Source organism: Methylosinus sp. RM1, assembly GCF_011378635.1.
GTDB classification, from domain to species: Bacteria; Pseudomonadota; Alphaproteobacteria; order Rhizobiales; family Beijerinckiaceae; genus Methylosinus; species Methylosinus sporium.
On sequence record NZ_WOVC01000004.1, the window covers coordinates 86,088 to 107,820 of the forward strand.

A 21,733-nucleotide genomic window follows, 5' to 3' on the forward strand; every position below is an offset into this window, starting at 1 on the left:
GAAGGCGCGATGCGCCGTCAGTGCGAGGAGCGAAGCGGCAACATCGAAAGAGCGACGTTGTCTGAAAAGTGAGGCGATTCCACCTTCCCCCTCGAGGGGGGAGGTCGAGCGCCGAAGGCGCTCGGGAGGGGGTGCTTCCCGAGTCTCGGGGTCTCACCCCACCCCGGACCGCTTCGCGGTCCGACCCTCCCCCTGAAGGGGAGGGTGAAGAGCCGCAGCGCCCGATCGTTTTGCTCGCATTGACAGCCCGCGCGCCCTGCCCGTCATCGACTCCAAGCGAAGGAAGCGCGAAATGCCGTCACTCGACAGTTTCAAAGCCCTAGAGACGCTAAAGGTCGGAGACGACGCCTATCACTTTTTCTCGCTGAAGGCGGCCGAGGCCAATGGCCTCGAGGGCGTCTCGCGCCTTCCCTATTCCCTGCGCGTGCTGCTCGAGAATCTGCTGCGCAACGAGGACGGCCGCTCCGTCACCAAGGAGAATATCGAAGGCTTCTCCAAATGGCTGACCGAGAAGGGCAAGGCCGAGCGTGAGATCGCCTTCCGCCCGGCCCGCGTGCTGATGCAGGATTTCACCGGCGTTCCCGCCGTCGTCGATCTCGCGGCGATGCGTGACGCTTTTGTCGCGCTCGGCGGCGATCCGCAGAAGATCAATCCGCTCGTGCCGGTCGATCTCGTCATCGATCATTCGGTCATCGTCGACGAATTCGGCACTAGAAAAGCGCTCGATGCCAATGTCGAGCTCGAATATGAGCGCAATGGCGAGCGCTATCGCTTTTTGAAATGGGGCCAATCCTCCTTCGACAATTTCCGCGTCGTGCCGCCCGGCACGGGCATTTGCCATCAGGTCAATCTCGAATATCTCGCCCAGACCGTCTGGACGAAGAAGGAGAAGATTAAGGCCAATGGCAAGAAAGAGACGATCGAATACGCCTATCCAGACACTCTGGTCGGCACCGATTCGCACACGACCATGGTGAATGGTCTCGCCGTGCTCGGCTGGGGCGTCGGCGGCATCGAGGCGGAGGCCGCCATGCTGGGCCAGCCGCTTTCGATGCTCATTCCCGAGGTCGTCGGCTTCGAGCTCACTGGCGAGCCGAAAGAGGGCGTCACCGCCACCGATATTGTGCTTACCGTCACGCAAATGCTGCGCAAAAAGGGCGTGGTCGGCAAATTCGTCGAATTCTTCGGCAAGGGGCTGCCGCATCTCTCGCTCGCGGATCGCGCGACCATCGCCAATATGGCCCCGGAATATGGCGCGACCTGCGGCTTCTTCCCCGTGGACGAGGAGACGCTGGACTATCTGAAAATGTCCGGCCGCTCCAATTCGCGCATCGATCTCGTCGAGGCCTACGCCAAGGCGCAGGGTCTCTTCCGCGAGGCCGACACGCCCGATCCGGAATTCACCGACACAATCTCGCTCGATCTTTCGACTGTGGTTCCGTCCCTCGCCGGGCCCAAGCGCCCGGAGGGCCACGTCGCGCTCGAGGATGTGGGAACCGCTTTCGCCGCCGCGCTCGCGAGCGAATATAAGAAGCCCGGCGATGTGACGCAGCGCTTCTCGGTCGAGGGGACGAATTACGATCTCGGCCATGGCGATGTGGTGATCGCGGCGATCACCTCCTGCACCAACACCTCGAATCCGAGCGTGCTGATCGGCGCCGGCCTGCTCGCCGCCGCCGCCCATGAGCGCGGGCTCAAGGTAAAGCCCTGGGTGAAGACCTCGCTGGCGCCGGGAAGCCGCGTCGTCGCCGAATATCTCGACAAGGCCGGGCTGCAGAAGGATCTCGACAAGCTCGGCTTCAATCTCGTCGGCTTCGGCTGCACCACCTGCATCGGCAATTCTGGCCCGCTGCCGGCGCCCGTTTCCAAGACGATCAACGATCATGATATCGTCGCGGCGGCGGTGCTGTCCGGCAATCGCAACTTTGAAGGCCGCGTCAATCCGGATGTGCAGGCGAACTACCTCGCCTCGCCGCCGCTGGTCGTCGCCTTCGCGCTGGCGGGCTCGGTCGCCAAGGATCTGACGAAGGAGCCGCTCGGCCATGACAAGAAGGGCGAGCCGGTGTTCCTGCGCGACATCTGGCCGAGCAACGCCGACATTCAGAAATATATCCGCAAGAATGTGACGCGCTCGCTGTTCCGCGACACTTATTCGGATGTCTTCGAGGGCGACAAGCATTGGCGCAAGGTCGATGCGCCATCGGGCGAGACCTATAAATGGTCGGGCGGCTCCACCTATGTGCGCAACCCGCCCTATTTCGAGGGGCTGACCAAAGAGCCCAAGCCGATTCAGGATATCGTCGAGGCGCGGATTCTCGCCCTCTTCGGCGACAAGATCACCACCGACCACATCTCGCCCGCGGGCTCGATCAAAGCCGCCTCGCCGGCCGGACGCTGGCTCACCGAGCGCCAGGTTTCGCCGGCGGATTTCAACCAATATGGCACGCGCCGCGGCAATCACGAGGTGATGATGCGCGGCACTTTCGCCAATATCCGCATCAAGAACCATATTCTGCGCGACGAGGCCGGCAATGTGCCGGAAGGCGGGAACACCAAGCATTTCCCCGATGGCGAGACGCTCTCCATCTATGACGCCGCGGCGAAATACGCCGAGGAGGGCGCGCCGCTGGTCGTCTTCGCCGGCGCCGAATATGGCAATGGCTCCTCGCGCGACTGGGCGGCCAAGGGCACCATGTTGCTCGGCGTGCGCGCCGTCATTGCCCAGAGCTTCGAGCGCATCCACCGCTCCAATCTCGTCGGCATGGGCATTCTGCCTCTGACCTTCGAGGCCGGGACGAGCTGGGCCTCGCTCGGCCTCACCGGCGCGGAGAAGGTGACGATCCGCGGTCTCGCCGGCGACACGCTGACGCCGCGCCAGACGCTGCACGCCGAGATCGTCTATCCCGACGGCAAGGTTCTGAGCGTTCCCCTGCTGGCGCGCATCGATACGCTGGACGAGCTCGAATATTTCAAGAATGGCGGCATTCTGCCTTATGTGCTGAGGCAGCTCGCAGACTGATACGCCGCTCTTCCTTCTCCCACTCGCGGGAGAAGGAAGAGCGCGAATGCGCGACGGATGGGCCTTTCGGCGCGCAACTTGCTTCCCGCGATAGCGGAGGCGCGCGATGAAATTCTATATGACGCCGGGGTCCTGCTCGACCGGAATTCACATTCTGCTCGAGGAGATCGGCCTCGTCTTCGAGGCCTATATCCTCAATCTGCCGCGGGGCGATCATCTCGAGCCGGAATATCTGGCCATCAACCCGCATGGCACGATACCGACGCTGGTGCGCGACGACGGCACGGCGCTCTGCGATTTTGTCTCGATCGCGACATGGCTCGCCGAGACCTATCCGCGCCGCAAGCTGCTGCCCGAGGACCCCGCCGGCAGGGAGCGGGCGATGGAAGCGCTCAATTTCGCGACGCGCTACATTCATGGCGAGGGCTTCCGCCGCGTCTTCACGCCGGAGCGCTACGCCGTCGCGGGCGACATAGAGGCGGTGAAGGCGCAGGGGCGCGAGATCGTCGCCGAGGCGCTCTCGAAAGTGAACGGCGACCTCGACGGCGAGAGCTACGCCGTCGGCGCCTTCTCGATCGCCGACGCGGGCCTGTTCTATGTGGAGTTCTGGGCCGACAAGATCGGCATGGAGCTGCCGGTCAATTGCCGCGCCCATTACGAGCTGATGAAGACGCGGCCCGCTGTGCGGCAGGTGCTGGCCGAGGAAGGCTATCGCTGAGCTTCTGTCTTTGCGCGCGACAACTTGCCGCAGGAGAGCCTTCGAGGGCGCCTTGACCCTTCACGGCCGCTCCCCTAGCGTGACCTCTCGCAGCTCGGAGTAGGCGGCCCGTGCAAGTCGAGACCCTTTCGATCTTCAGAATGGCGAGAGCCGTCGTCGGCATGATGACGGTTGCTGTCCTTCTGTCGCAGATCGTGGCCATCGGCTTCGCGACCGGGGCAATGGCCCAGGACGGCGCGTTCGGCGTCGTCTGCGTCACCGCTCAGCCGGGTTCTCCCTCCTCCGACACCGCGCCTGTCGAGAAGCATGTCGGCCCTTGCTGTATGCTCCATTGCAGCTCGGCGGCGGAGATCGATGGCTCCGATGCGGTGGTCATCGTCCTCGCTTTCGACTTCCCTGCGGCCTCTCCCCCGGTCTTCGACGATCGGACGGCCGTGGCTGCCGCTGCGCCGCCGGAATTGCGGCCCCTCTCGCCACGCGCGCCACCCGCCGCCTTCGCCTGATCCCATTGTGACATCGGGGACGCGTTTCGCCGTCTCCGAGCCGGGAACAGGCCGCGTCTGACGATCGAAGCGCCTCTCGCCGCCGATCGCGACGCCTGAAAGCGGGTTTGGAGAGCGATCGACTCTTCCCCCGTCCTTCAATCGATGAATTTCCGCCTGTGTCTCGCCGAGCGATCGCGCGTCTCGAACGCGTGGGCTCGCAGGCTCATCGGGCGATCCCATCGGCGCAGCGCCCATAGATGGCGCGCGCCTCTTCTCTTCACTCGGAAGCTCTCCTCCGAGTGGGGCTCCCAACTTTCAACCCCGCCCGATGACGATGGTCTCGGGCGGGTCTTTTTTTTTGGCAGGGGAGGGGGAGAAATCAGGCCGCGGCGGCGGTGACGCGATTGCGCCCGCCGCTCTTCGACTCGTAGAGGGCCTTGTCGGCGCGGCGCAGCAGCGCCTCGGCGTTGGCGTCCTTGCCGCGCTCGGCGATGCCGATCGAGGTCGTCACCGGAATGGCGCGGCCGTTCCGGTCGATGCAGAAAGGCTCGGACTGTATGGCGGCGCGCACGCGCTCGGCCACTTTGGCGGCGACGACGAGCGGCGTGTCTGGCATCACGATGACGAATTCCTCGCCGCCGAGACGGCAGATGAGATCGGCGCTGCGCACCACGCGGCGCATCCTCTGGGCGAAATGCTTCAGCACCTCGTCGCCGGCGTCATGGCCGTGGGTGTCGTTGACCGATTTGAAGTGATCGATGTCGAGCATCATCAGCGTCAGCGCGCGGCCCTTATGGGCGGCCTGGTCGAGCAGAGCGGCGAGATGCTTCTCGAGATAGCGCCGGTTGTTGAGGCCGGTCAGCGAATCGACGGCGGCGAGCTCGATGGCGGCCTGCAGATCGGACCGCAGGCTGTCGGCGTAGCGCTTGCGGCGCAGCTGGCTGCGCACGCGGGCGACCAGCTCGTTGCGGTCGATCGGACGCAGAATATAATCATTCACGCCGAGATCGAGCCCTCGCAATACGCGATTGCGGTCGTCGGTCTCGGCTATGACGAGAATGGGCAGCGCGCGCGTGCGCTCGAGCGAGCGAATCTGGCTGCAGAAGCGCAGCGCGTCGAAGCCCTCGAGGTCGAGGCTGACGGCGATGAGGTCGAAATCGCCGTCCGCGGCGCGGAACAGCGCGTCCTGCGGATCGGAGACGATCGTTACCTCATGCTGATCGCGCAGCGCCATGGTGATGCGCTCGGCCGAGCTGCCGCGATCCTCGAGCACGAGAATGCGGCCGTTCTTGCCGGCGTCGGCCATTGCGCGCGCGCCCTTGTCGCCGAGGCCGAGGCTGGCGGATGTGTCGGCGCGTGCGCGCAGCTCGTCGAGCATCACCTTGAGGCGGGCGAGCGAGCGGACCCGTGCGATGAGCGCGATCTCGTCGACGGGCTTGGTGAGGAAGTCGTCGGCGCCGGCCTCGAGGCCGCGCAGCCGGTCGGCCGGCTGATCGAGCGCCGTGATCATCACCACCGGAATATGCGCGCTGACGGGATCCGCCTTGAGGCGCCGGCACACTTCGAAGCCGTCCATGCCGGGCATCATGACGTCGAGCAGCACGATGTCGCAGCGTCCCTCGTGGCAGAGCGCGATCGCCTCCGGCCCGTTGGTCGCCGAGAGGACGTCGAAATATTCGGCGGTCAGCCGCGCCTCGAGCAATTTGATGTTGGGCAAAAGATCGTCGACGATCAGAATGCGTGCGGTCATGACGCTCGGCCTCTCACCTGTCCACCAAAAAAGCGTTCACTGTTTCCAAAAAGCGGGCCACGGAGATCGGCTTCGAGAGATAGGCCTCGCAGCCGCCCTGGCGAATTTTCTCCTCATCGCCCTTCATCGCGAAGGCGGTGATGGCGATGATCGGGATGGAGCGCAGCTGCTCGTCGTCCTTGAGCCAGCGCGTGACCTCGAGCCCGGAGATTTCCGGCAGCTGAATGTCCATCAAAATGAGGTCCGGCGAGTGGCTGCGCGCCAGCGCGATCGCCTCGACGCCGCTCTTTGTCTGCAGCGTCGAATGCCCATTGGCCTCGAGGAGATCGTTGAAGAGCTTCATGTTGAGCTCATTATCCTCTACGATGAGGACTGTTTTCGGCATTGGCTGCGACTCTCGCGATTCTGCTCTCGTTTCGGCGCGGCGCGCGCCCATTGGCGTCTCGTTCCCGAAGGCGGCGGCGGAAGGTTCCGTCTCGTCTCGAAATCGAAAGCCGGTGCATTCGAAGACGATCTCGCCTTCGGGTTAGCAGATGAAGATTGATGAAATGAAAATCGAAAAGACTAGACACCGTCTCGGTGGCGAAAAGCGGGCAGCCGCGCCATCGAAATCGGAAGCCCGATCTATGGCGTTGCGATCATTGGTCTTTCTGGCTGCGGATGATGATCGCATGGGTCGCTTTCTGGCGCTCACCGGCGTCGATCCTGGCGATATTCGCGCGCTGATGGGCGAGGAAGGCTTTCAGATCGCTCTGCTCGCGCATATTTGCGGCGACGAGCCGCTGCTCATCGATTTCGCCAGCGGAGAAAATATTTCGCCCGAGAGCGTCGTCGCGGCGCTGATGGCGCTATCCGGCCCCATAATGGATTGAGGCGCGAAAGCGGCGCAACGGAGTCGAAGCGCCGAATCATCGCCGCTTTTCGTCATGATTGCCCATCATCCAGGCTATCGGCCCCCGCTTTCGCGACGATTCCATCCTGGAAGGATTGCACGCCGGAGACGCCGATCGCTCCCACAATATCGCCGCGATAGACGAGCGGCAGGCCGCCTTCCACCGCCGTGATCCCGGGCAGGCTGAGCATGGCGACGCGGCCGCCGGCGACGATGTCCTCGAGCGCCTTGCTCGGACGCTTGAACAAGGCCGCTGTGCGCGCCTTCTGCGTCGCGATCTCGGCGGAGGCGGGCTGCGTTCCGTCGATGCGCTGCAAAAGCACGAGATGACCGCCCTCGTCTACGATGGCGATGACGACGCTCCAGCCATTCTTCACCGCTTCGGCCTCGGCCGTGGCGGCGACATGTCTGGCGTCGGCGAGAGTGAGAGCGAATCTGGTCTTCATCGTCTGGGAGTCCTCTTCTTCGCAACCGCAGCGAGCGCCGCTCTTGCACGTCGGCGCCCGCTCGAATAGGGAGGTTACGAGCACGACACGGCCGGGACGCGCAAGCCGGCCGCAGCGCCGAGCCGCAGTTTCGGCAATTTAGTGAGACCGCATGTCCCTCCTCATGCCGCTGCCCGAGCAGGCGATAATGGCGCGCCGCGAGGAGCTGATCGCGCGCCTTCGCGCCATTCTGCCCGCAGCCAATGTCATCGCGGACGAAACCGCGCGCCGCGCTTATGAATGCGACGCGCTGGTCATGTATCGCGCTCTGCCGCTGGTCGTGGCGCTGCCGGAGACGGTGGCGCAGGTGAGCGCGATCATGGCGCTGGCGCAGGAGATGAGTGTGAAAGTGGTGCCGCGCGGCGCCGGCACCTCGCTCTCCGGCGGCGCGCTGCCGCTCGAGGACGGCATTCTGCTCGGAATGTCCAAGTTCAATCGCATATTGGAGGTGGATTTCGAGAATCGCTGCGCGCGCGTGCAGCCCGGCGTGCAAAATCTCGCCATTTCGAAAGCCGTCGAATATGCGGGCTTCTATTATGCGCCCGATCCCTCCTCGCAGATCGCCTGCACCATAGGCGGCAATGTCGGCGAGAACGCCGGCGGCGTGCATTGCCTGAAATATGGGCTGACCACCAACAACATACTCGGCCTCGAGATGGTGCTGATGGGCGGCGAGGTGCTGCGCCTCGGCGGCAAGCATCTGGACAGCGAGCTCTATGATCTCATGGGGCTGATGACGGGCTCGGAAGGGCTGCTCGGCGTGGTGACGGAAGTGACGGTGCGGCTGCTGCAAAAGCCGGTTTCCGCCCGCGGCCTGCTGCTCGCTTTTCCCACAGTGGAGGCCGGCGCGCGCTGTGTCGGCGCCATTATCGCGCATGGCATTATTCCGGGCGGGCTCGAGATGATGGACGCCGCCACCATTGGCGCTGTCGAGAATTTCCAGCCCTGCGGCTATCCGCTCGACGCCGGCGCCATCGTCATCGTGGAACTGGACGGCACGCCGGCCGAGGTCGATCATCTCGTCGCCGTCGTCGAGAGCATCGCTCGCGATGAAGGCGCAACGCAGACGCGCGTCTCGCAGAACGAGGCGGAGCGGCTACGCTTCTGGGCCGGACGCAAGAACGCTTTTCCGGCGGTGAGCTGCATCGGCCCGGATTATCTCTGCATGGACGGCACGATCCCGCGCGGCCGGCTGCCGGAGGTGCTCACGCGCATGGACGGACTGGCGAAGTTTCACGGGCTTCGCGTCGCCAATGTGTTCCACGCCGGAGACGGCAATCTGCATCCGCTCATTCTCTATGACGCCTCCAAGGAGGGCGATATCGAACGGGCCGAAAAGCTCGGCGCCGATATTCTCCGCCTCTGCGTCGAAGTCGGCGGCGTGCTGACCGGCGAGCATGGCGTCGGCGTCGAGAAGCGCGATCTGATGGGCGAGATGTTCGACGAGACTGATCTGGCGCAGCAGCAGCGGGTCAAATGCGCCTTCGATCCGCAGCACAGGCTCAATCCGGGAAAAGTGTTTCCGACTCTACATCGCTGCGCCGAACTCGGCATGATGCATGTGCAGAGCGGCAAGCTGCCGTTCCCAGAGCTGCCGAGGTTTTGAGCGCGATGAATGCCGGTTTTCAACCATCTCCGTGCGCGCTCCTTCTCCCGCCGAGCGGGAGAAGGAGGGGCTGTCAGATGAAATGGATTCATTCATCATCTTACGGCAAAGCCTTTGACAAACGGACCGATCGCCTTCATGAGATGAATAAATCTCATTTATGAGAGGCGGCGATGCGGGCTCTGCCCTCGCTTGTGTCCTTGAGGGCTTTCGAGGCGGCCGCGCGGCGGGAGAGCTTCAAGCTCGCCGCCGCCGAGCTCGGCGTCACGCCGACGGCGATCAGCCATCAGATCAAGGGCCTCGAAACCGAGCTCGGCCTGCGTCTCTTCACGCGCAAGGCGCGCGAGGTCGCGCTGACGCCGCGAGGGCTGGCGCTCTATCTCGATCTGCGCGTCGCCTTCGATTCCATGGCCGAGGCGGTGGATCGCGCGCGCCGGCCGACCGAGCGCAAGCAGGCGGCGACCCTCTCTGCGACTGTCGCCTTCACCTCGCGAGCGCTGGCGCCGCGCGCGGAATCCTTCCGCGGCCGCAATCCCGGCTGGGACTTGCGGCTGCACGCCTCCGACCGGCCGGCCAATCTGCGCGCCGGCGAGGCCGACGCCGCGATTCGCTGCGGCGTCGGCCACTATTCCGGCCAGGTGGCGACGCCGCTGTTCACCGATCGCTATGCGCCCGTATGCAGCCCGCGTCTCGACATACGCCGCCCCAAGCATCTCGCCGGGGCGACGCTCATTCATCGCGAATGGGGCCCGCACGCCAATGGCCCGCGCCTGCCGAGCTGGCGCCGCTGGGCCGACGAGCGCGGCGCCAAGAGCTTCGACCCGGAACTCGGAATCGTCGTCGCGGACGAGGAGAGCGCCATTCGCGCCGCGGTCGCCGGTCGAGGCGTGGCGCTCGCCAGCCTGTCGCTGGTCGCCGCCGAACTCGCCTCCGGCGCGCTCACGCAGCCCTTCGGCCCCGTGCTCGACGGGCTGCAATATGACTTCGTCCACCCGCTCGGCGCGGATGACCGTCCGGCGGTCGCCGCGCTCAAAGACTGGGCCGTCGCCGAATTCGCGACCGAGCCGGCAAAGGCCGCGCTCGGCTGAATCGGCTGCGCGACGTCAATAGCCGAAGGGGCTCGTCATCGGTGCGGATTGCCAGCTCTTCACGCTCGAGGTGATGGAGCGATAGCGCTGGCTCGGCCCATAGGCGAGCGCATGGGAGCGGTGCGGCCGATGCAGCTTCGCCACCTGGGCGCGATGCGTCTTATGCGCCGCATAGCGCGTGGGCGACGAGCCGGTGATGGAAATCTGCGCGCCTTCCTGTTGAACGAGCTTGTAGAGCGTCGCGGCGTTGGCCGGCGAGATGCGCACGCAGCCATGCGAGGCCGGACGGCCGAGCGCGCCGGTCGCATTGGTGCCGTGGATCGCATAGCCGCCGTTGAAGAAGATCGAATGCGGCATGGCCGAATTGTGATATTTGCGCGAATAATGCATTTTTTGCAGGCTGGTCGGCGAATAGACGCCGCGCGGCGTCACATAGCCCGCGCGCGCCGTCGAGACAGGCCAGCTATGGGAGCCTTTGGAGGACTCGACCTGCATTCTCTGGGTCGAGAGATCGATATGGATTTGCACGGTCGCCTGAGCCGCGCCGATCGATGCGAACAGCGCGACGAGAACGAGCCCGAGGGCTTTGAAACAACGCATCACAACACTCCCCACGAACACGAGACACATGCCGCACAGTTAGGGCGGCATAAAATGGCGCCTCTTACGTAGGGGCAATCTATATCCGAGGGTAAGGTTGACGCGAAAGCCGAAAAACGAGGCGATTCGATTCGCCTTCTCTTTCCGATGCTGCGCGGACTGGCGAAAAGACCGAAAAGCGACCAGATTCCGACCGATTCTCGCTTTACCTTCCCCCCTCATCGCTGCGAAGGGCCGCAAAAATGATCCAACCGAGATCGGCCGCATTCGTTCTCTGGCTCGCCGCGATCGCCCCGGCCTTCGCGCAGGACAAGGGCACGCTGGATCCCAAGCCCTTGCCGCCGCTCGCCCATCCCGATGATCCATCGACGCCCGCCAAGGAGCTGTTCGGCCGCGCGACCGGCCCGGCCCCGCTCGATCCCGATCCGGTCGGCTTTTATTCGCATGGCTGTCTCGCCGGCGCCGAGGCGCTGCCGGTGAACGGTCCGAATTGGCAGATCATGCGCCTGTCGCGCAATCGCTTCTGGGGCCATCCGGCGCTCATCGGCTTTCTGCAACGCCTCGCCCCGGCGGCGTCGCAGGCCTCCGGCTGGCCGGGCCTGCTCATCGGCGATATTTCGCAGCCGCGCGGCGGCCCCATGCTCACCGGCCACGCCTCGCATCAGATCGGCCTCGACGCCGACATTTGGCTCACCCCCATGCCGCAGCGGGAATTGTCGCGCGCCGAGCGGGAGGAGATGTCGGCCACCGATATGGTGCGCGAGGATCGGCTCGATATCGATCCCGAGGTCTGGACCGAGGGCCATCTCGCCGTTCTGCGCACGGCGGCGCGCGCGCCGGAGGTGCAGCGTATCTTCGTCAACGCCGCCATCAAAAGGGCGCTGTGCCGGCAGGCGACCGGCGATCGCTCCTGGCTCGCCAAGGTGCGCCCCATGTTCGGGCACAATTACCACTTCCACATAAGGCTCTATTGCCCGAAGGATGCGGAGAGCTGCAAGGATCAGGACCCCGTGCCGGCGGGCGACGGCTGCGATTCATCCCTCGCCTGGTGGTTCACCGACGAGGCGCTGCACCCGAAGAAATCGACCAAGACCTGGCCGCCCATGACCATGTCCAAGCTGCCCGCCGAATGCCGCCAGGTTCTGAAGGCGAAGTAGCTCGTTGAAGGCGCGATAGGTGAATTGAATTCAGCCTGGATTCGCGCCCGGCTCGACGCCGAGCCCCACGGGGCAGGCGACGCCCGTCCCGCCGAGGCCGCAATAGCCGTCGGGGTTCTTGGCGAGATATTGCTGGTGATACTCCTCGGCGTAATAGAAGTGCGGGGCCGGCGCGATCTGCGTCGTGATCGGCCCGAAGCCTCGGCCCGCCAGCGCCTCGCCATAGGCGCGCTTGGACGCCTCGGCGATCCGCAGCTGCTCGTCCGAATAGCAGAAGATCGCCGAGCGATATTGTGTGCCGACGTCATTGCCCTGCCGATTGCCCTGCGTCGGGTCATGGCTCTCCCAAAAGACGCGCAGCAGCTCCTCATAGGAGATTTTCGCCGGATCGAAGACGACGAGCACCACTTCCGCATGGAAGGTGCGGCCGGTGCAGACCTCCTTATAGGTGGGGTTTTCGGTGGTCCCGCCGGCATAGCCGACGGCGGTCGTATAGACGCTCTCACCGAGCTTCCAAAAGCGCCGCTCCGCGCCCCAGAAGCAGCCGAGGCCGAAGACGGCCTGTTCCAGCCCCGGCGGGAAGGGACCGCGGATCGGGTGATGATTGACGAAGTGATCGGTCATCTCTGTCGACCTTTCGCTCATTGAGCGCCGAGACCTCGATATGGCCCTGCGGCGCCGGCGGCGTAAGGGCGGTCAGCGTAAAGGATAGTCGATCGCCCGGCGGCGCTTGCGGCTCAAAGCAATGAGCAGGCCACCGAGGCCGGTGAGCGTGAGGCTCAAAGGCGCGAGCAGAAGCGCGAAGACGATAGAGGCCCAGATTTGCGGGGCCTTTTCTTCCAAGGCGATGCGGAAAGCCTTCATCTGAGCCGGAAAGAGATCGGCCGCGCCTTCGCTCAGCGGCGTGACATGGAGCCCATCCCCGGCGAGCGAGCGCGTGCCGTCGACGATGAGCGCCGCGAATCCGCCGGCGAGGAGGAGAAGACCGAGAAAACGAATGAGCAATCTCAGCATGGCGGTTTCGACCCCGATGCGAAGGCTCATGAATAGAATGGGCGGGGCCGTCTGTCCATGGAGGCGGCTACGGGGCGCCGCTACGTTCCCTTTTCCGCCACCGGCGTCCACAAAACCTGCTCGATGCGCTCCGCCCCGCCGGCCAGCATGACCAGCCGATCGAAGCCGAGCGCGATCCCGCTCGCCGGCGGCATATGGGCGAGCGCGGCGAGAAAATCCTCATCCACCGGATAGCGGTCGCCATAGATGCGGGCGCGCTTTTCCATCTGCTCCTCGAAGCGGCGGCGCTGCTCGGCGGGGTCGGTCAGCTCGCCGAAGCCATTGGCGAGCTCCACCCCGCAGGCGAAGAGCTCGAAACGCTCGGCGAAGCGCGGGTCGTCCGCCTTGGGCCGGGCCAGCGCCGCCTCGCTCGCCGGATAATCGCAGAGCAGCGTCGCGCGCGCCCGGCCGAGCTGCGGCTCCACTTTCTCGGAGAGAATCTTGCTGAAGAGATCGGACCAATCATCATCCTCGGCGACGCGGATCCCGTCCAGCGCGGCGACGCGGGCGAGGCCGTCGCGGTCGCCGAGCAGAGCGGCGAGGTCCATGCTGGCGTAGCGGTCGAAGGCCTCGCGGCAGGAGATCGCCTCCGGCTCCTCATAAGGATCGACGCTCGCGCCTCTATAGGCGAATCGCTCGACGCCGAGCGCCTCGGCCGCGGCGGCGAGCAGGCCGGCGCAATCCTCCATCAGCCGCTCGGGCGGCTCATGCGCCCTATACCATTCCAGCATTGTGAATTCGGGATGGTGGAGGGCGCTGCGCTCGCGGTTGCGGAACACGCGGGCGAAGGTGAAGATGCGCTCCTCCCCCGCCGCCAGCAGCTTTTTGCAGGAAAATTCCGGCGACGTATGGAGATAGAGCCGGCTCGCCTCGCCTGCGTCGGAGACGAGATCGACGCCGAAAGCCGAAATATGGGTCTCATTGCCGGGCGAGAGCTGAAGGGCCGCCGTCTCCACCTCAACAAAGCCTTGGGTAGAGAAAAACTGCCGCAGGGCGGCGGAGATCCGCGCGCGAGCCTTGAGAAATGGCTTGCGATCGGCGTAAACATCCCTGGCCCACCAGGGCGACACTCGCGTCATTCGTCGGGCCATCATGGGTTCGAGGGCGGCGGCCGGGTCCCGCGCGAGAGGCGCGGACGAGCCTTTTTCGAGCGATCTGATCGCTCCAATGCGAATCGGACCCTTTTTTGATCCGACCGGATCAGAAAAGGGTCCGAGCCGTTCATAGACCGGCCGAACGCGGCCAGCAATCGAGGATAAAACACGTGAAAGTCATCGCCAGCTCGATCCGAAAGGGCAATATCATCGAGAAGGAGGACGGCCATCTCTATGTCGTTCTGAAGGCCGAGAGCTTCTTCCCCGGCAAGGGTACGCCCACGACGCAGATCGACATGCGCCGCCTTTCCGACGGGGTGAAGGTCGCCGACCGCTACAAGACCACCGAGCAGGTCGAGCGCGCCTTCGTCGAGGATCAGGATTTCAGCTATCTCTTCGGCGACGACGATGGCTTCACCTTCATGAACACCGCGACCTATGATCAGGTCATCGTGCCCAAGGATGTGCTCGGCGATCAGGCGCAATGGCTGCAGGAAGGCATGGTCTGCATTCTGTCGCTGTTCAATGGCGTGGCGGTCGGAATCCAGCTCCCGGCGCGCGTCACGCTCGAGATCACCGAGACCGAGCCGGCGATGAAGGGCCAGACGGCCTCCTCTTCCTACAAGCCCGCCATCGCCTCCAACGGCGCCCGCGTGATGGTGCCGCCGCATATTCAGGCCGGCACGCGCATCGTCATCCAGACGGAAGACGGCTCCTACGTCGAGCGTGCGAAGGATTGATTCGAGCGAATAGCGAGTAGGGAGTAGCGAATAGAGCTTCTTCTATTCGCTATTCGCTATTCCCTATTCCCTAAGAACTCCCTCAGCTTCGCTTCCAGCGCCCCTTTATCCTTCAGCTCGCATTCCCACACGATGAGCGCGCGCCAGCCGAGGCTCGCGAGCTTTTCCTGATGGGCAATGTCGCGCGCGCGATTGCGGGCGATCTTGGCGCGCCAATAGTCGGCGTTGGTTTTCGGCGTTCGCGCGCCCCGCGCACAATCATGTCCGTGCCAGAAGCAGCCATGCACAAATATGGCCCGCTTTCTCCCCACATAGGCGATATCGGGATTGCCCGGCACATCCTTGCGATGCAGCCGGTAATGCGGCGCGAAGCCGCGCAGCAGCGCGCGCACGGCTTTTTCCGGAGAGGTGTCGCGCGATTTCACCGCGCGCATGATGGCGGAGCGTTTGGCGGGGTCTTCGGCCATCGATTACCGCGCGGCTAACGTAGCCACTCAAGAAAACGCGCGAGCCAGGGAAAATACGCTGGCGCGGAATCCGCTATGGATTGCAGCTCTGAAGCATGTATCGAGATAAATTGCCATGCGGCGTCGGTGAATACAATAAGTCCGCTAATAACAAGTTGCCCAGGGCTCGACTTCTTGATCGCTTCGGAGATCAGTGATGAAACAATAGATGAAATAAAATTACGCGCTGTTAGTAGGCTGAACAAGGTGCTTCTTTGAGGCGCTCTCCCCTCTCCCGCAGCTTCGGTTGTGCTTTCGATAAATTTTGCAGTATTAGAGTCGACGATGGCTTCTCGTTCTGCTGATTTAATTAGCTGGACTGTTATTGACTTAAATTTTTGCAAATCGACAGTGTCGCCATCTGACATCGCTGTGAAAGTCAGAAGCTTTTTTCCCTCCTCTGTGCTTGCGACAAAAGCACCATGCAATATGATAAAAGAATCAACAAGTGTACGCCTCTCAATGTCTAGAGGAGGCTCTTCACCTTCTGAATCAGCTAAGAGATCGACATAACGCTCGACCTGTAGCCCTGTGGCATAAATGACAAAAACATTTATATCGTTTCTGTCTTTCTGTATCTCGGTAAGATACTGACTAAGTAGCGATCTAAGAAAACCATAGTAATTATCCGCTCTACTGAAGCTGCTCACGACGCTTTCGGTGACGATTCTCGTCTGCGTTAGGATGTTTTTGACAAAAATAACATCATCTCTGTCTGCATGCACTCTTCCGTGTTGCAGAGAAATCTTTGAGTCCCTTACAATAAATCGAGGGCCTGCGTGTTCGCTATCAGATGTAGGGAGATCCAGACTTCTTAAGTCGGCATGGTATTTTTTATTTATCTCTTCAGCCCAAAATTTTGCAATCGCTTGCAATAAATCATCGTCAGCAGATATGGGTACAATATCGTTAAGCCAATCAACATAGTATCTTGCTCTGTTTATGCTTCCGCGGCTCGTCCTGCCTCCCTCGCCCAAAAAAGAGGCGGGTAAATAAACCTCTCTTTCGGCGAGCAAATTTGCTACCCGTTGACCACTAAGCCCTTTTATTTGTCCACGATCCGTGAGAAACTTATCAAGTGAGAATGGTCTATTCACAGACGAAAGTTGGCAAGTAACATAGAATAACGTGCAAAGCTTACCAAGAGAACGAGCATCATTCTCCTCCGCAAACTTTTCAAGCATCGAAATTTCAAAGCTCATGCGGCATCCTTCGCATTTTCTGCAAAAAAGTCGGAGGCTCGTGCTTTTTCGACTAGAGAAGAGAGCAGCTGCATTTCCAAGAAACTTACAACCGGCGGAACGACACCGTCTCCCAGCAAATGCATTGTTTCATTATACCGCATTGGGAGATTATATGTATCGGCGAGGCCCATCAGCCGTGCGCATTCTCTCGGTGACAGCAGCCGGCTTCTTATCTGCGTATCGTTCACTACGAGCAAAATTTGGCGGCTCGATCCTCCTGCCGGGGTTCGCAAGCATCCAGCTAGCCCATCGAAACGAACCTCCGCCCTTTGAATAGTACCTGACGATCGATTTCCGCGCATCCTTCGGAAAACTGTTCCTACGGTCAAACGACATTCCCGCTTCGCCATGAGTATTTTGTCCCGATTGACGTCATCCATCAGGGCTAGCAGGGCTCGCGTTTCATCCCGTTCGTGCCAATTAACTCCCTCGGGCCGCTCATCGATGATTGCTGCAAGAGGCGTATTGCGCGCCGGCGGTTCGTTGAGCCGCCACCATACCCACTTCTCGCGCAGATCGTCACGTAGGCGTTCCTGTGCAGTCCTCAGTGCCCTTGTATGCCAAAGAGCCGAGGGGGTTTGGGTTATCAGTTCGGGAGGCGTTGCGACGTCGCCATGCAGCGCGACGATGAACAAGCGTGGCCGCGATTGTGGCACGAACAGCGCGGCGTCTATGACCAGCGCGCCGAAGCGATAGCCTTCGCCGGCCAGCGCGCCGCAGAGCGCTCCGAAATCCTCGCCGCCATGCGATGTCAGCGCGCCGCAGACATTCTCCAGCACCAGCAGCGGCGGATGCCGTCCCTCCTTGCGCAGCGCTTTGACGATCTCGAAAAAGGGCCAGAACGTCCCGGAGCGTTCGCCCTTCAGCCCCGCGCCGGCGCCGGCGAGCGAGAGGTCCTGACAGGGGAAGGAGGCCCAGACGAGATCGGCGCGGCCGGGCAGATCGGCGGTCGTCACCTTGCGCACATCGCCGGGGAAGAGCTCTTCGCCGCCCCAATTGGCGCGATAGGTCCCGCATTTCTTCAGGTCGAAATCATTGGCGAAGAGGCATCGCCAGCCAGCGCCGAGCCCGGCGCGCGCCATGCCGCCGCCGGCGAAGAATTCGTAATAGCTCGGTCTGTCCATGCCGCGAGTCTAGCGCGATTCGAGAGGCCGCGACATGCCCCCTCCCCAGCCCTCCCCCGCTATGCGGGAGAGGGGGCCGACTCGGCGCTTCATGAAGGGCTCGCGTCGCCCTGGCCGCTTCCCTCTCCTGCGTCACTTCGAGAGGGAGGCGGCTCCACGCCCAACGCCTGCAATTGCGCGCGCTCTTCCGCGGTGAGCATCGCTGGATCGATGCGCCGACGCCCGCGGCGCACGGCGGCGAAGATCGCCCAGACGCCGCCGAGCAGCGCCAGCGCCGGAGCGGCCCAGAGCAGCAGGGTCTCTCGCTTTACCGGCGGGCGCAGCAGCACGAAATCGCCGTAGCGCGCCACCACATAATCGCGCACCTCGGCGTCGCTCGCGCCGTCCTTCAGCCGCTCGCGCACGATGACGCGCAGGTCCTTGGCGAGCGGCGCGTCGGAATCGTCGATCGATTGATTCTGGCAGACGAGGCAGCGCAATTCGCTGGCGATGGCGCGCGCGCGCGCCTCGAGCTTGGGATCGGCGAGCTTTTCGGAAGGCTCCACAGCGAGGGCGGGAGACAGGAGCATGGCGCCGAGCGCGAGTGACAAAAGAAAGAGCGCTCCCCTCTCCCACGAGTGGGAGAAGGATCGCTCCCATAGATTCCGCGACATCTGCATCACTCCGCCGCCTGCGGCTGCGCAGCCGTGCGGGCGCGGCTGGCGACGCCGATGCGCAGGCGCCGATCGGCCAGCGACAATCCGCCGCCGAGCGCCATCACCACGGCGCCGAGCCAGATCAGCAGCACCAGCGGCTTGTAATAGAGCCGCGCGTCCAACGTTCCATCCTCATGCTGCTCGCCCAGCGCCGCATAGACCTGGCCGAGGCCGAGCGTGACGATGCCCGCCTCCGTGCGCGCCATGCGCCGCGCCTGATAGAAGCGCTTCGCCGGCTCGATATGCGCGATCGTCTCGCCGCCCTTGCGCAGCGCCATGACGGCGTAGGTCTCCGCATAATTGGGGCCGGCGCGCGAGGCGATATCCTCGATCGTGATTTGGTAGGGGCCGACCTCTTGGGCGACGCCCGGCTTCATGGCGACGATCTGCTCGACGCCCCAGCCGGTCGCGGCGAGGCCGAGCAGCGACAGGCCCATTCCCGCATGGGCGATCGACGTTCCCCAGGCCGAGAGCGGCAGGCCCTTCAATCGCGCCAAGACATTCCCTTGCGCCGCGCGCTGGGCAATGTCGGTGAAGGCGCCGATGACGAGATAGACGGCGAGGCCGGCGCTCACAATGGAGAGAACCGGCGCGCCATAGAACGCGCCGAAAGCCGCCAGCGCGACGACGCCCGCCGCAAAAGCCGCGCGCAGACGCTGCAGCGCGGCGGCGAGATCGCCGCGCTTCCAGGCGAGCATTTGGCCGATCGGCATCAGCAGCACGAGCGGCAGAGCGATCGGGATCAGCACCGTATCGAAGAAAGGCGCGCCGACGGAAATCTTGTCGCCGGTCAGCGCCTCCAGAGCCAGCGGATAGAGCGTGCCGATGACGACCGTCGCGCAGGCGACGGTCAGCAGCAGATTATTGACGACCAGCGCGCCCTCGCGCGAGATCGACGCGAAGAGGCCGCCCGTCGGCAGAGCGCTCGCGCGAAAGGCGAAGAGCGCCAAAGCGCCGCCGATGAAGGCGACGAGTATGGCGAGAATGAACACGCCGCGCTGCGGATCGCTGGCGAAGGCATGCACGGAGGTGAGCACGCCGGAGCGCACGAGGAAAGTGCCGAGCAGCGACAGCGAGAAGGCGAGAATGGAGAGGAAGATCGTCCAGACTTTCAGCGCCTCGCGCTTCTCCATCACCGCCGCGCAATGCAGCAGCGCCGTGCCGGCGAGCCAGGGCATGAGCGAGGCGTTCTCGACCGGATCCCAGAACCAGAAGCCGCCCCAGCCCAAAGTGTAATAGGCCCAGTACGAGCCCATCGCTATGCCGAGCGTCAGGAAGATCCAGGCGGCGAGCGTCCATGGCCGCACGAAGCGCGCCCAGGCGGCGTCTATGCGTCCGCCGATCAGCGCCGCAGCGGCGAAGGAGAAGACGATCGAGAAGCCGACATAGCCGAGATAGAGCAGCGGCGGATGAATGGCGAGGCCGGGGTCTTGCAAGATCGGGTTGAGGTCGCGCCCCTGCCAGGGCGGATCGGCGACGCGCGCGAAGGGATTGGAGGTCAGCAGGATGAAGGCGAGAAAGGCCGCGCCCATCAATCCCTGCACGGCGAGCGTGTCGGCGCGCAGCAAATCCGGCATGGCGCGCGAGAGCAATGCGATGGCCGCGCCGCAGGAGGAGAGCACCAGCACCCACAGCAGCATGGAGCCTTCGTGATTTCCCCAGACGCCGGAGATTTTATAGATCATCGGCTTCAAGGAATGGGAGTTCTCGATCACATTGACGAGCGAGAAATCCGAGACGACATGCGCATAGGTCAGCGCGCCATAGGCCGTGGCGACGAGGAGAAATTGCGCCACCGCCACAGGGCGTGCGACGCGCATCAGCGCGACATCGCGAAGCCGCGCGCCGACGAAGGGGAGAATGGCCTGCGCCAGCGCGAGAGCCAGCGCCAGAACGAGCGCGAAATGGCCGGTCTCGACGATCATTTCTTCGTCCCTTCGCCCTGCCACACGCCCTGCTTCTTCAGCGCGTCGGCGACGTCCCGCGGCATGTAGCGCTCGTCGTGCTTGGCCAGCACGCTGTCGGCGCGAAAGGCGCCGTCGGCGCCGAGCGCGCCATCGACGACGACGCCCTGTCCCTCGCGGAACAGGTCCGGCAGCAGGCCCTTATAGGTCACGCCGAGATCTGCGGTTCTGTCGGTCACTGTGAAGGCGACGTTGCGATCGTCGCCGCGCTGCACCGAGCCTTCCTTCACCAGCCCGCCGATGCGCAGCCTGGTCCCCGGCGCGACATGCTTTTGCGCGAGCTCTGCGGGCGAATAGAAGAACACGATATTGTCGCGCAGCGCGAACAGCACCAGCCCGACGGCGATAGCGAGTATCGCGAGCGCGCCGGAGATGAGCGCGAGCCTCTTGCCCTTGCGAGTCATGTCAACCTCCAACGCCCAATTCGCGCGCCAGCGCATCGACGCGGGCGAGCCCGTCCTTGTCCTGCGCGAGCGCCTTATGGGCGCCGTCGAGCGCGGTCTTGGCCTTTTCCGTCTCGGCCAGCACGCTATAGGCGCGGATGAGCCGCAGCCAGCCCTCGACATCGGCGCCGTTCTGCTCGAGCTTGCCGCGCAGCCGCTCGACCATCGTGCGAATGGCGTCCATTCGTTGCGCCTCGGGCATTGCGGCGATCTTCGCGCCTTCCTCGCTCGCCGGCGCGGATTCGGGCGCAGGCGCGCCGCGCAATTGCGCGAGCAGCGCCTCCACGCGTGGACGCCAGGGGGCGTCGGCCGGGCCGTCGGAGACGAGCTTGGTCCAGATGTCCTCGGCCTTTTCGCGCGCGCCGGCCTGCGCCGCCTCGAGGCCCATGTAGAAGCGCGCCATGGCGGATTTCGGGTCGAGCGCCAGAGCCGCGTCGAACTCGCGCATGGCCTCCGGCGTCACGCGGCCTTCCGAGGCCAGCACGCGCGCTTCGCCCAGCGAATTGTGGCGATGCGGCGTCGGCCCCAGCAGGCGCAGCGCTTTCTCATAGGCGGCGGCGGCGTCCGCCGCGCGGCCATTGCGCAGATAGAAGGGCGCGATCACCTCATAGCCGCGTCCATCCTCGGGATGCTCGGCGAGATGCGCCTCGATGCGCGCCACGGCGCTCGCAATGTCGGTATGGCCGGGCTTGGCCTCGAGCCTCGCCTCCAGCGAGGCGTCCGGCAGATCGGGACGGCCGAGCTTGCCATAGAGCAGCAGAGCGAGAGCGGGGATCAGAATGATCGCGCTCGCCGCCGCCACAATGGCGTTGCGGCGGGAGGAGGCGGCGGCGCCAGAGCTCGCGCCGCGGGCGCGCAGCAGGCGGCGGGCGGCCTCGGTCCGGGCGGTCTCGGCGTCCTCGGCGGAAAGGCGCTCCTCGGCGCTCTCGCGCTCGATCTCGGCGATCTGCTCCTCGAAAAAGGCGATGTCGGGGGCGGCGGCGTCGGCGGCGTCGCTTTCGCGGGCGAGCGGCCATAGCACGCTCATGACTGCGGCGCCGGTCAGGAGAGCGAAGAGAAGCCAGATCATG

Annotated in this window: 22 protein-coding genes; 8 read left to right on the plus strand and 14 right to left on the minus strand. The window is 64.0% G+C overall.

Going from position 1 to position 21,733, the window contains the following annotated elements; all coding sequences use genetic code 11:
* Positions 1–292: 292 nt before the first annotated feature.
* The 3 genes from acnA (at position 293) to FMZ75_RS03750 (ending at position 4,240) form a co-directional block, all read left to right on the plus strand.
* Positions 293–3,019, plus strand: coding sequence for an aconitate hydratase AcnA (gene acnA / locus FMZ75_RS03740; RefSeq protein ID WP_166141365.1), 2,727 nt, complete (start codon positions 293–295; stop codon positions 3,017–3,019).
* 106 nt (positions 3,020–3,125) lie between these two features.
* On the plus strand, positions 3,126–3,737 hold the full coding sequence (locus FMZ75_RS03745) for a glutathione S-transferase family protein (protein WP_166141366.1): 612 nt from the start codon (positions 3,126–3,128) through the stop codon (positions 3,735–3,737).
* 140 nt (positions 3,738–3,877) lie between these two features.
* Positions 3,878–4,240, plus strand: a complete 363-nt coding sequence (locus FMZ75_RS03750; protein WP_166141367.1) for a hypothetical protein — start codon at positions 3,878–3,880, stop codon at positions 4,238–4,240.
* A gap of 361 nt (positions 4,241–4,601) precedes the next feature.
* Here FMZ75_RS03750 and FMZ75_RS03755 read toward each other — a convergent pair whose 3' ends face one another.
* A complete protein-coding gene (locus FMZ75_RS03755; RefSeq protein ID WP_166141368.1) occupies positions 4,602–5,972 on the minus strand; it encodes a PleD family two-component system response regulator in 1,371 nt (456 codons plus the stop codon).
* Positions 5,973–5,985: 13 nt separating this feature from the next.
* A complete protein-coding gene (locus tag FMZ75_RS03760) occupies positions 5,986–6,357 on the minus strand; it encodes a response regulator (protein WP_108915396.1) in 372 nt (123 codons plus the stop codon).
* 163 nt (positions 6,358–6,520) lie between these two features.
* Here FMZ75_RS03760 and FMZ75_RS21870 point away from each other — a divergent pair, with 163 nt between their 5' ends.
* On the plus strand, positions 6,521–6,844 hold the full coding sequence (locus FMZ75_RS21870) for a DUF3572 domain-containing protein (protein ID WP_255461777.1): 324 nt from the start codon (positions 6,521–6,523) through the stop codon (positions 6,842–6,844).
* A 52-nt stretch (positions 6,845–6,896) separates the two neighbouring features.
* Here the strand turns inward: FMZ75_RS21870 and FMZ75_RS03770 are convergent, their stop codons facing one another.
* Positions 6,897–7,310, minus strand: coding sequence for a heme-binding protein (locus FMZ75_RS03770; RefSeq protein ID WP_166141370.1), 414 nt, complete (start codon positions 7,308–7,310; stop codon positions 6,897–6,899).
* Between the two features lie 151 nt (positions 7,311–7,461).
* On the opposite strand from FMZ75_RS03770, the gene FMZ75_RS03775 reads away from it, so the two are divergent.
* Positions 7,462–8,955, plus strand: coding sequence for an FAD-linked oxidase C-terminal domain-containing protein (locus FMZ75_RS03775; protein WP_108915393.1), 1,494 nt, complete (start codon positions 7,462–7,464; stop codon positions 8,953–8,955).
* A gap of 173 nt (positions 8,956–9,128) precedes the next feature.
* On the plus strand, positions 9,129–10,043 hold the full coding sequence (locus FMZ75_RS03780; protein ID WP_166141371.1) for a LysR substrate-binding domain-containing protein: 915 nt from the start codon (positions 9,129–9,131) through the stop codon (positions 10,041–10,043).
* A 15-nt stretch (positions 10,044–10,058) separates the two neighbouring features.
* Here the strand turns inward: FMZ75_RS03780 and FMZ75_RS03785 are convergent, their stop codons facing one another.
* Entirely contained in the window at positions 10,059–10,643 is a 585-nt protein-coding gene (locus FMZ75_RS03785) for a L,D-transpeptidase (protein WP_166141372.1), read from the minus strand.
* Between the two features lie 242 nt (positions 10,644–10,885).
* Here FMZ75_RS03785 and mepA point away from each other — a divergent pair, with 242 nt between their 5' ends.
* Positions 10,886–11,800, plus strand: a complete 915-nt coding sequence (mepA, locus tag FMZ75_RS03790; protein ID WP_166141373.1) for a penicillin-insensitive murein endopeptidase — start codon at positions 10,886–10,888, stop codon at positions 11,798–11,800.
* A 30-nt stretch (positions 11,801–11,830) separates the two neighbouring features.
* On the opposite strand, the gene msrA is transcribed toward mepA, so the two are convergent.
* From msrA to epmA, 3 genes are all read right to left on the minus strand, one after another.
* On the minus strand, positions 11,831–12,424 hold the full coding sequence (gene msrA / locus FMZ75_RS03795; protein ID WP_108915602.1) for a peptide-methionine (S)-S-oxide reductase MsrA: 594 nt from the start codon (positions 12,422–12,424) through the stop codon (positions 11,831–11,833).
* A 72-nt stretch (positions 12,425–12,496) separates the two neighbouring features.
* The gene (locus FMZ75_RS03800; protein WP_108915601.1) at positions 12,497–12,814 is read right to left on the minus strand and encodes a hypothetical protein; all 318 of its coding nucleotides are present in this window, start codon (positions 12,812–12,814) and stop codon (positions 12,497–12,499) included.
* An 80-nt stretch (positions 12,815–12,894) separates the two neighbouring features.
* The gene (gene epmA, locus FMZ75_RS03805; protein WP_166141374.1) at positions 12,895–13,932 is read right to left on the minus strand and encodes an EF-P lysine aminoacylase EpmA; all 1,038 of its coding nucleotides are present in this window, start codon (positions 13,930–13,932) and stop codon (positions 12,895–12,897) included.
* A 185-nt stretch (positions 13,933–14,117) separates the two neighbouring features.
* Here epmA and efp point away from each other — a divergent pair, with 185 nt between their 5' ends.
* On the plus strand, positions 14,118–14,687 hold the full coding sequence (efp, locus tag FMZ75_RS03810; protein WP_024877988.1) for an elongation factor P: 570 nt from the start codon (positions 14,118–14,120) through the stop codon (positions 14,685–14,687).
* A gap of 56 nt (positions 14,688–14,743) precedes the next feature.
* Here the strand turns inward: efp and FMZ75_RS03815 are convergent, their stop codons facing one another.
* From FMZ75_RS03815 to ccmI, 7 genes are all read right to left on the minus strand, one after another.
* Entirely contained in the window at positions 14,744–15,154 is a 411-nt protein-coding gene (locus tag FMZ75_RS03815; protein WP_166141375.1) for a very short patch repair endonuclease, read from the minus strand.
* Between the two features lie 14 nt (positions 15,155–15,168).
* Positions 15,169–16,395 (minus strand): DUF4928 family protein, encoded by a 1,227-nt coding sequence (locus tag FMZ75_RS03820; protein WP_166141376.1) that lies wholly within the window; start codon positions 16,393–16,395, stop codon positions 15,169–15,171.
* The gene (locus FMZ75_RS03825; RefSeq protein WP_166141377.1) at positions 16,392–17,561 is read right to left on the minus strand and encodes a DNA cytosine methyltransferase; all 1,170 of its coding nucleotides are present in this window, start codon (positions 17,559–17,561) and stop codon (positions 16,392–16,394) included. Before FMZ75_RS03825 ends, FMZ75_RS03820 begins: the two co-directional genes overlap by 4 nt.
* Before the next feature lie 89 nt (positions 17,562–17,650).
* A complete protein-coding gene (locus FMZ75_RS03830; protein WP_370464663.1) occupies positions 17,651–18,151 on the minus strand; it encodes a cytochrome c-type biogenesis protein in 501 nt (166 codons plus the stop codon).
* Between the two features lie 68 nt (positions 18,152–18,219).
* Complete coding sequence (locus tag FMZ75_RS03835) at positions 18,220–20,181, minus strand: heme lyase CcmF/NrfE family subunit (protein ID WP_166141378.1); 1,962 nt, start codon at positions 20,179–20,181, stop codon at positions 18,220–18,222.
* Positions 20,178–20,624 (minus strand): cytochrome c maturation protein CcmE, encoded by a 447-nt coding sequence (gene ccmE, locus FMZ75_RS03840; RefSeq protein ID WP_166141379.1) that lies wholly within the window; start codon positions 20,622–20,624, stop codon positions 20,178–20,180. The genes FMZ75_RS03835 and ccmE overlap by 4 nt, the downstream gene beginning before the upstream one ends.
* A gap of 1 nt (position 20,625) precedes the next feature.
* On the minus strand, positions 20,626–21,732 hold the full coding sequence (ccmI, locus tag FMZ75_RS03845; protein ID WP_166141380.1) for a c-type cytochrome biogenesis protein CcmI: 1,107 nt from the start codon (positions 21,730–21,732) through the stop codon (positions 20,626–20,628).
* Position 21,733: the final 1 nt, after the last annotated feature.

Excerpts from the sequence above, each read along its gene's own strand:
- acnA (WP_166141365.1), top strand. The coding sequence starts at position 293 with ATGCCGTCACTCGACAGTTTCAAAGCCCTAGAGACGCTAAAGGTCGGA.
- FMZ75_RS03745 (WP_166141366.1), top strand. The coding sequence starts at position 3,126 with ATGAAATTCTATATGACGCCGGGGTCCTGCTCGACCGGAATTCACATT.
- FMZ75_RS03750 (WP_166141367.1), top strand. The coding sequence starts at position 3,878 with ATGGCGAGAGCCGTCGTCGGCATGATGACGGTTGCTGTCCTTCTGTCG.
- FMZ75_RS03755 (WP_166141368.1), bottom strand. The coding sequence starts at position 5,972 with ATGACCGCACGCATTCTGATCGTCGACGATCTTTTGCCCAACATCAAA.
- FMZ75_RS03760 (WP_108915396.1), bottom strand. The coding sequence starts at position 6,357 with ATGCCGAAAACAGTCCTCATCGTAGAGGATAATGAGCTCAACATGAAG.
- FMZ75_RS21870 (WP_255461777.1), top strand. The coding sequence starts at position 6,521 with ATGAAAATCGAAAAGACTAGACACCGTCTCGGTGGCGAAAAGCGGGCA.
- FMZ75_RS03770 (WP_166141370.1), bottom strand. The coding sequence starts at position 7,310 with ATGAAGACCAGATTCGCTCTCACTCTCGCCGACGCCAGACATGTCGCC.
- FMZ75_RS03775 (WP_108915393.1), top strand. The coding sequence starts at position 7,462 with ATGTCCCTCCTCATGCCGCTGCCCGAGCAGGCGATAATGGCGCGCCGC.
- FMZ75_RS03780 (WP_166141371.1), top strand. The coding sequence starts at position 9,129 with ATGCGGGCTCTGCCCTCGCTTGTGTCCTTGAGGGCTTTCGAGGCGGCC.
- FMZ75_RS03785 (WP_166141372.1), bottom strand. The coding sequence starts at position 10,643 with ATGCGTTGTTTCAAAGCCCTCGGGCTCGTTCTCGTCGCGCTGTTCGCA.
- mepA (WP_166141373.1), top strand. The coding sequence starts at position 10,886 with ATGATCCAACCGAGATCGGCCGCATTCGTTCTCTGGCTCGCCGCGATC.
- msrA (WP_108915602.1), bottom strand. The coding sequence starts at position 12,424 with ATGACCGATCACTTCGTCAATCATCACCCGATCCGCGGTCCCTTCCCG.
- FMZ75_RS03800 (WP_108915601.1), bottom strand. The coding sequence starts at position 12,814 with ATGCTGAGATTGCTCATTCGTTTTCTCGGTCTTCTCCTCCTCGCCGGC.
- epmA (WP_166141374.1), bottom strand. The coding sequence starts at position 13,932 with ATGACGCGAGTGTCGCCCTGGTGGGCCAGGGATGTTTACGCCGATCGC.
- FMZ75_RS03815 (WP_166141375.1), bottom strand. The coding sequence starts at position 15,154 with ATGGCCGAAGACCCCGCCAAACGCTCCGCCATCATGCGCGCGGTGAAA.
- FMZ75_RS03820 (WP_166141376.1), bottom strand. The coding sequence starts at position 16,395 with ATGAGCTTTGAAATTTCGATGCTTGAAAAGTTTGCGGAGGAGAATGAT.
- FMZ75_RS03825 (WP_166141377.1), bottom strand. The coding sequence starts at position 17,561 with ATGGACAGACCGAGCTATTACGAATTCTTCGCCGGCGGCGGCATGGCG.
- FMZ75_RS03835 (WP_166141378.1), bottom strand. The coding sequence starts at position 20,181 with ATGATCGTCGAGACCGGCCATTTCGCGCTCGTTCTGGCGCTGGCTCTC.
- ccmE (WP_166141379.1), bottom strand. The coding sequence starts at position 20,624 with ATGACTCGCAAGGGCAAGAGGCTCGCGCTCATCTCCGGCGCGCTCGCG.
- ccmI (WP_166141380.1), bottom strand. The coding sequence starts at position 21,732 with ATGATCTGGCTTCTCTTCGCTCTCCTGACCGGCGCCGCAGTCATGAGC.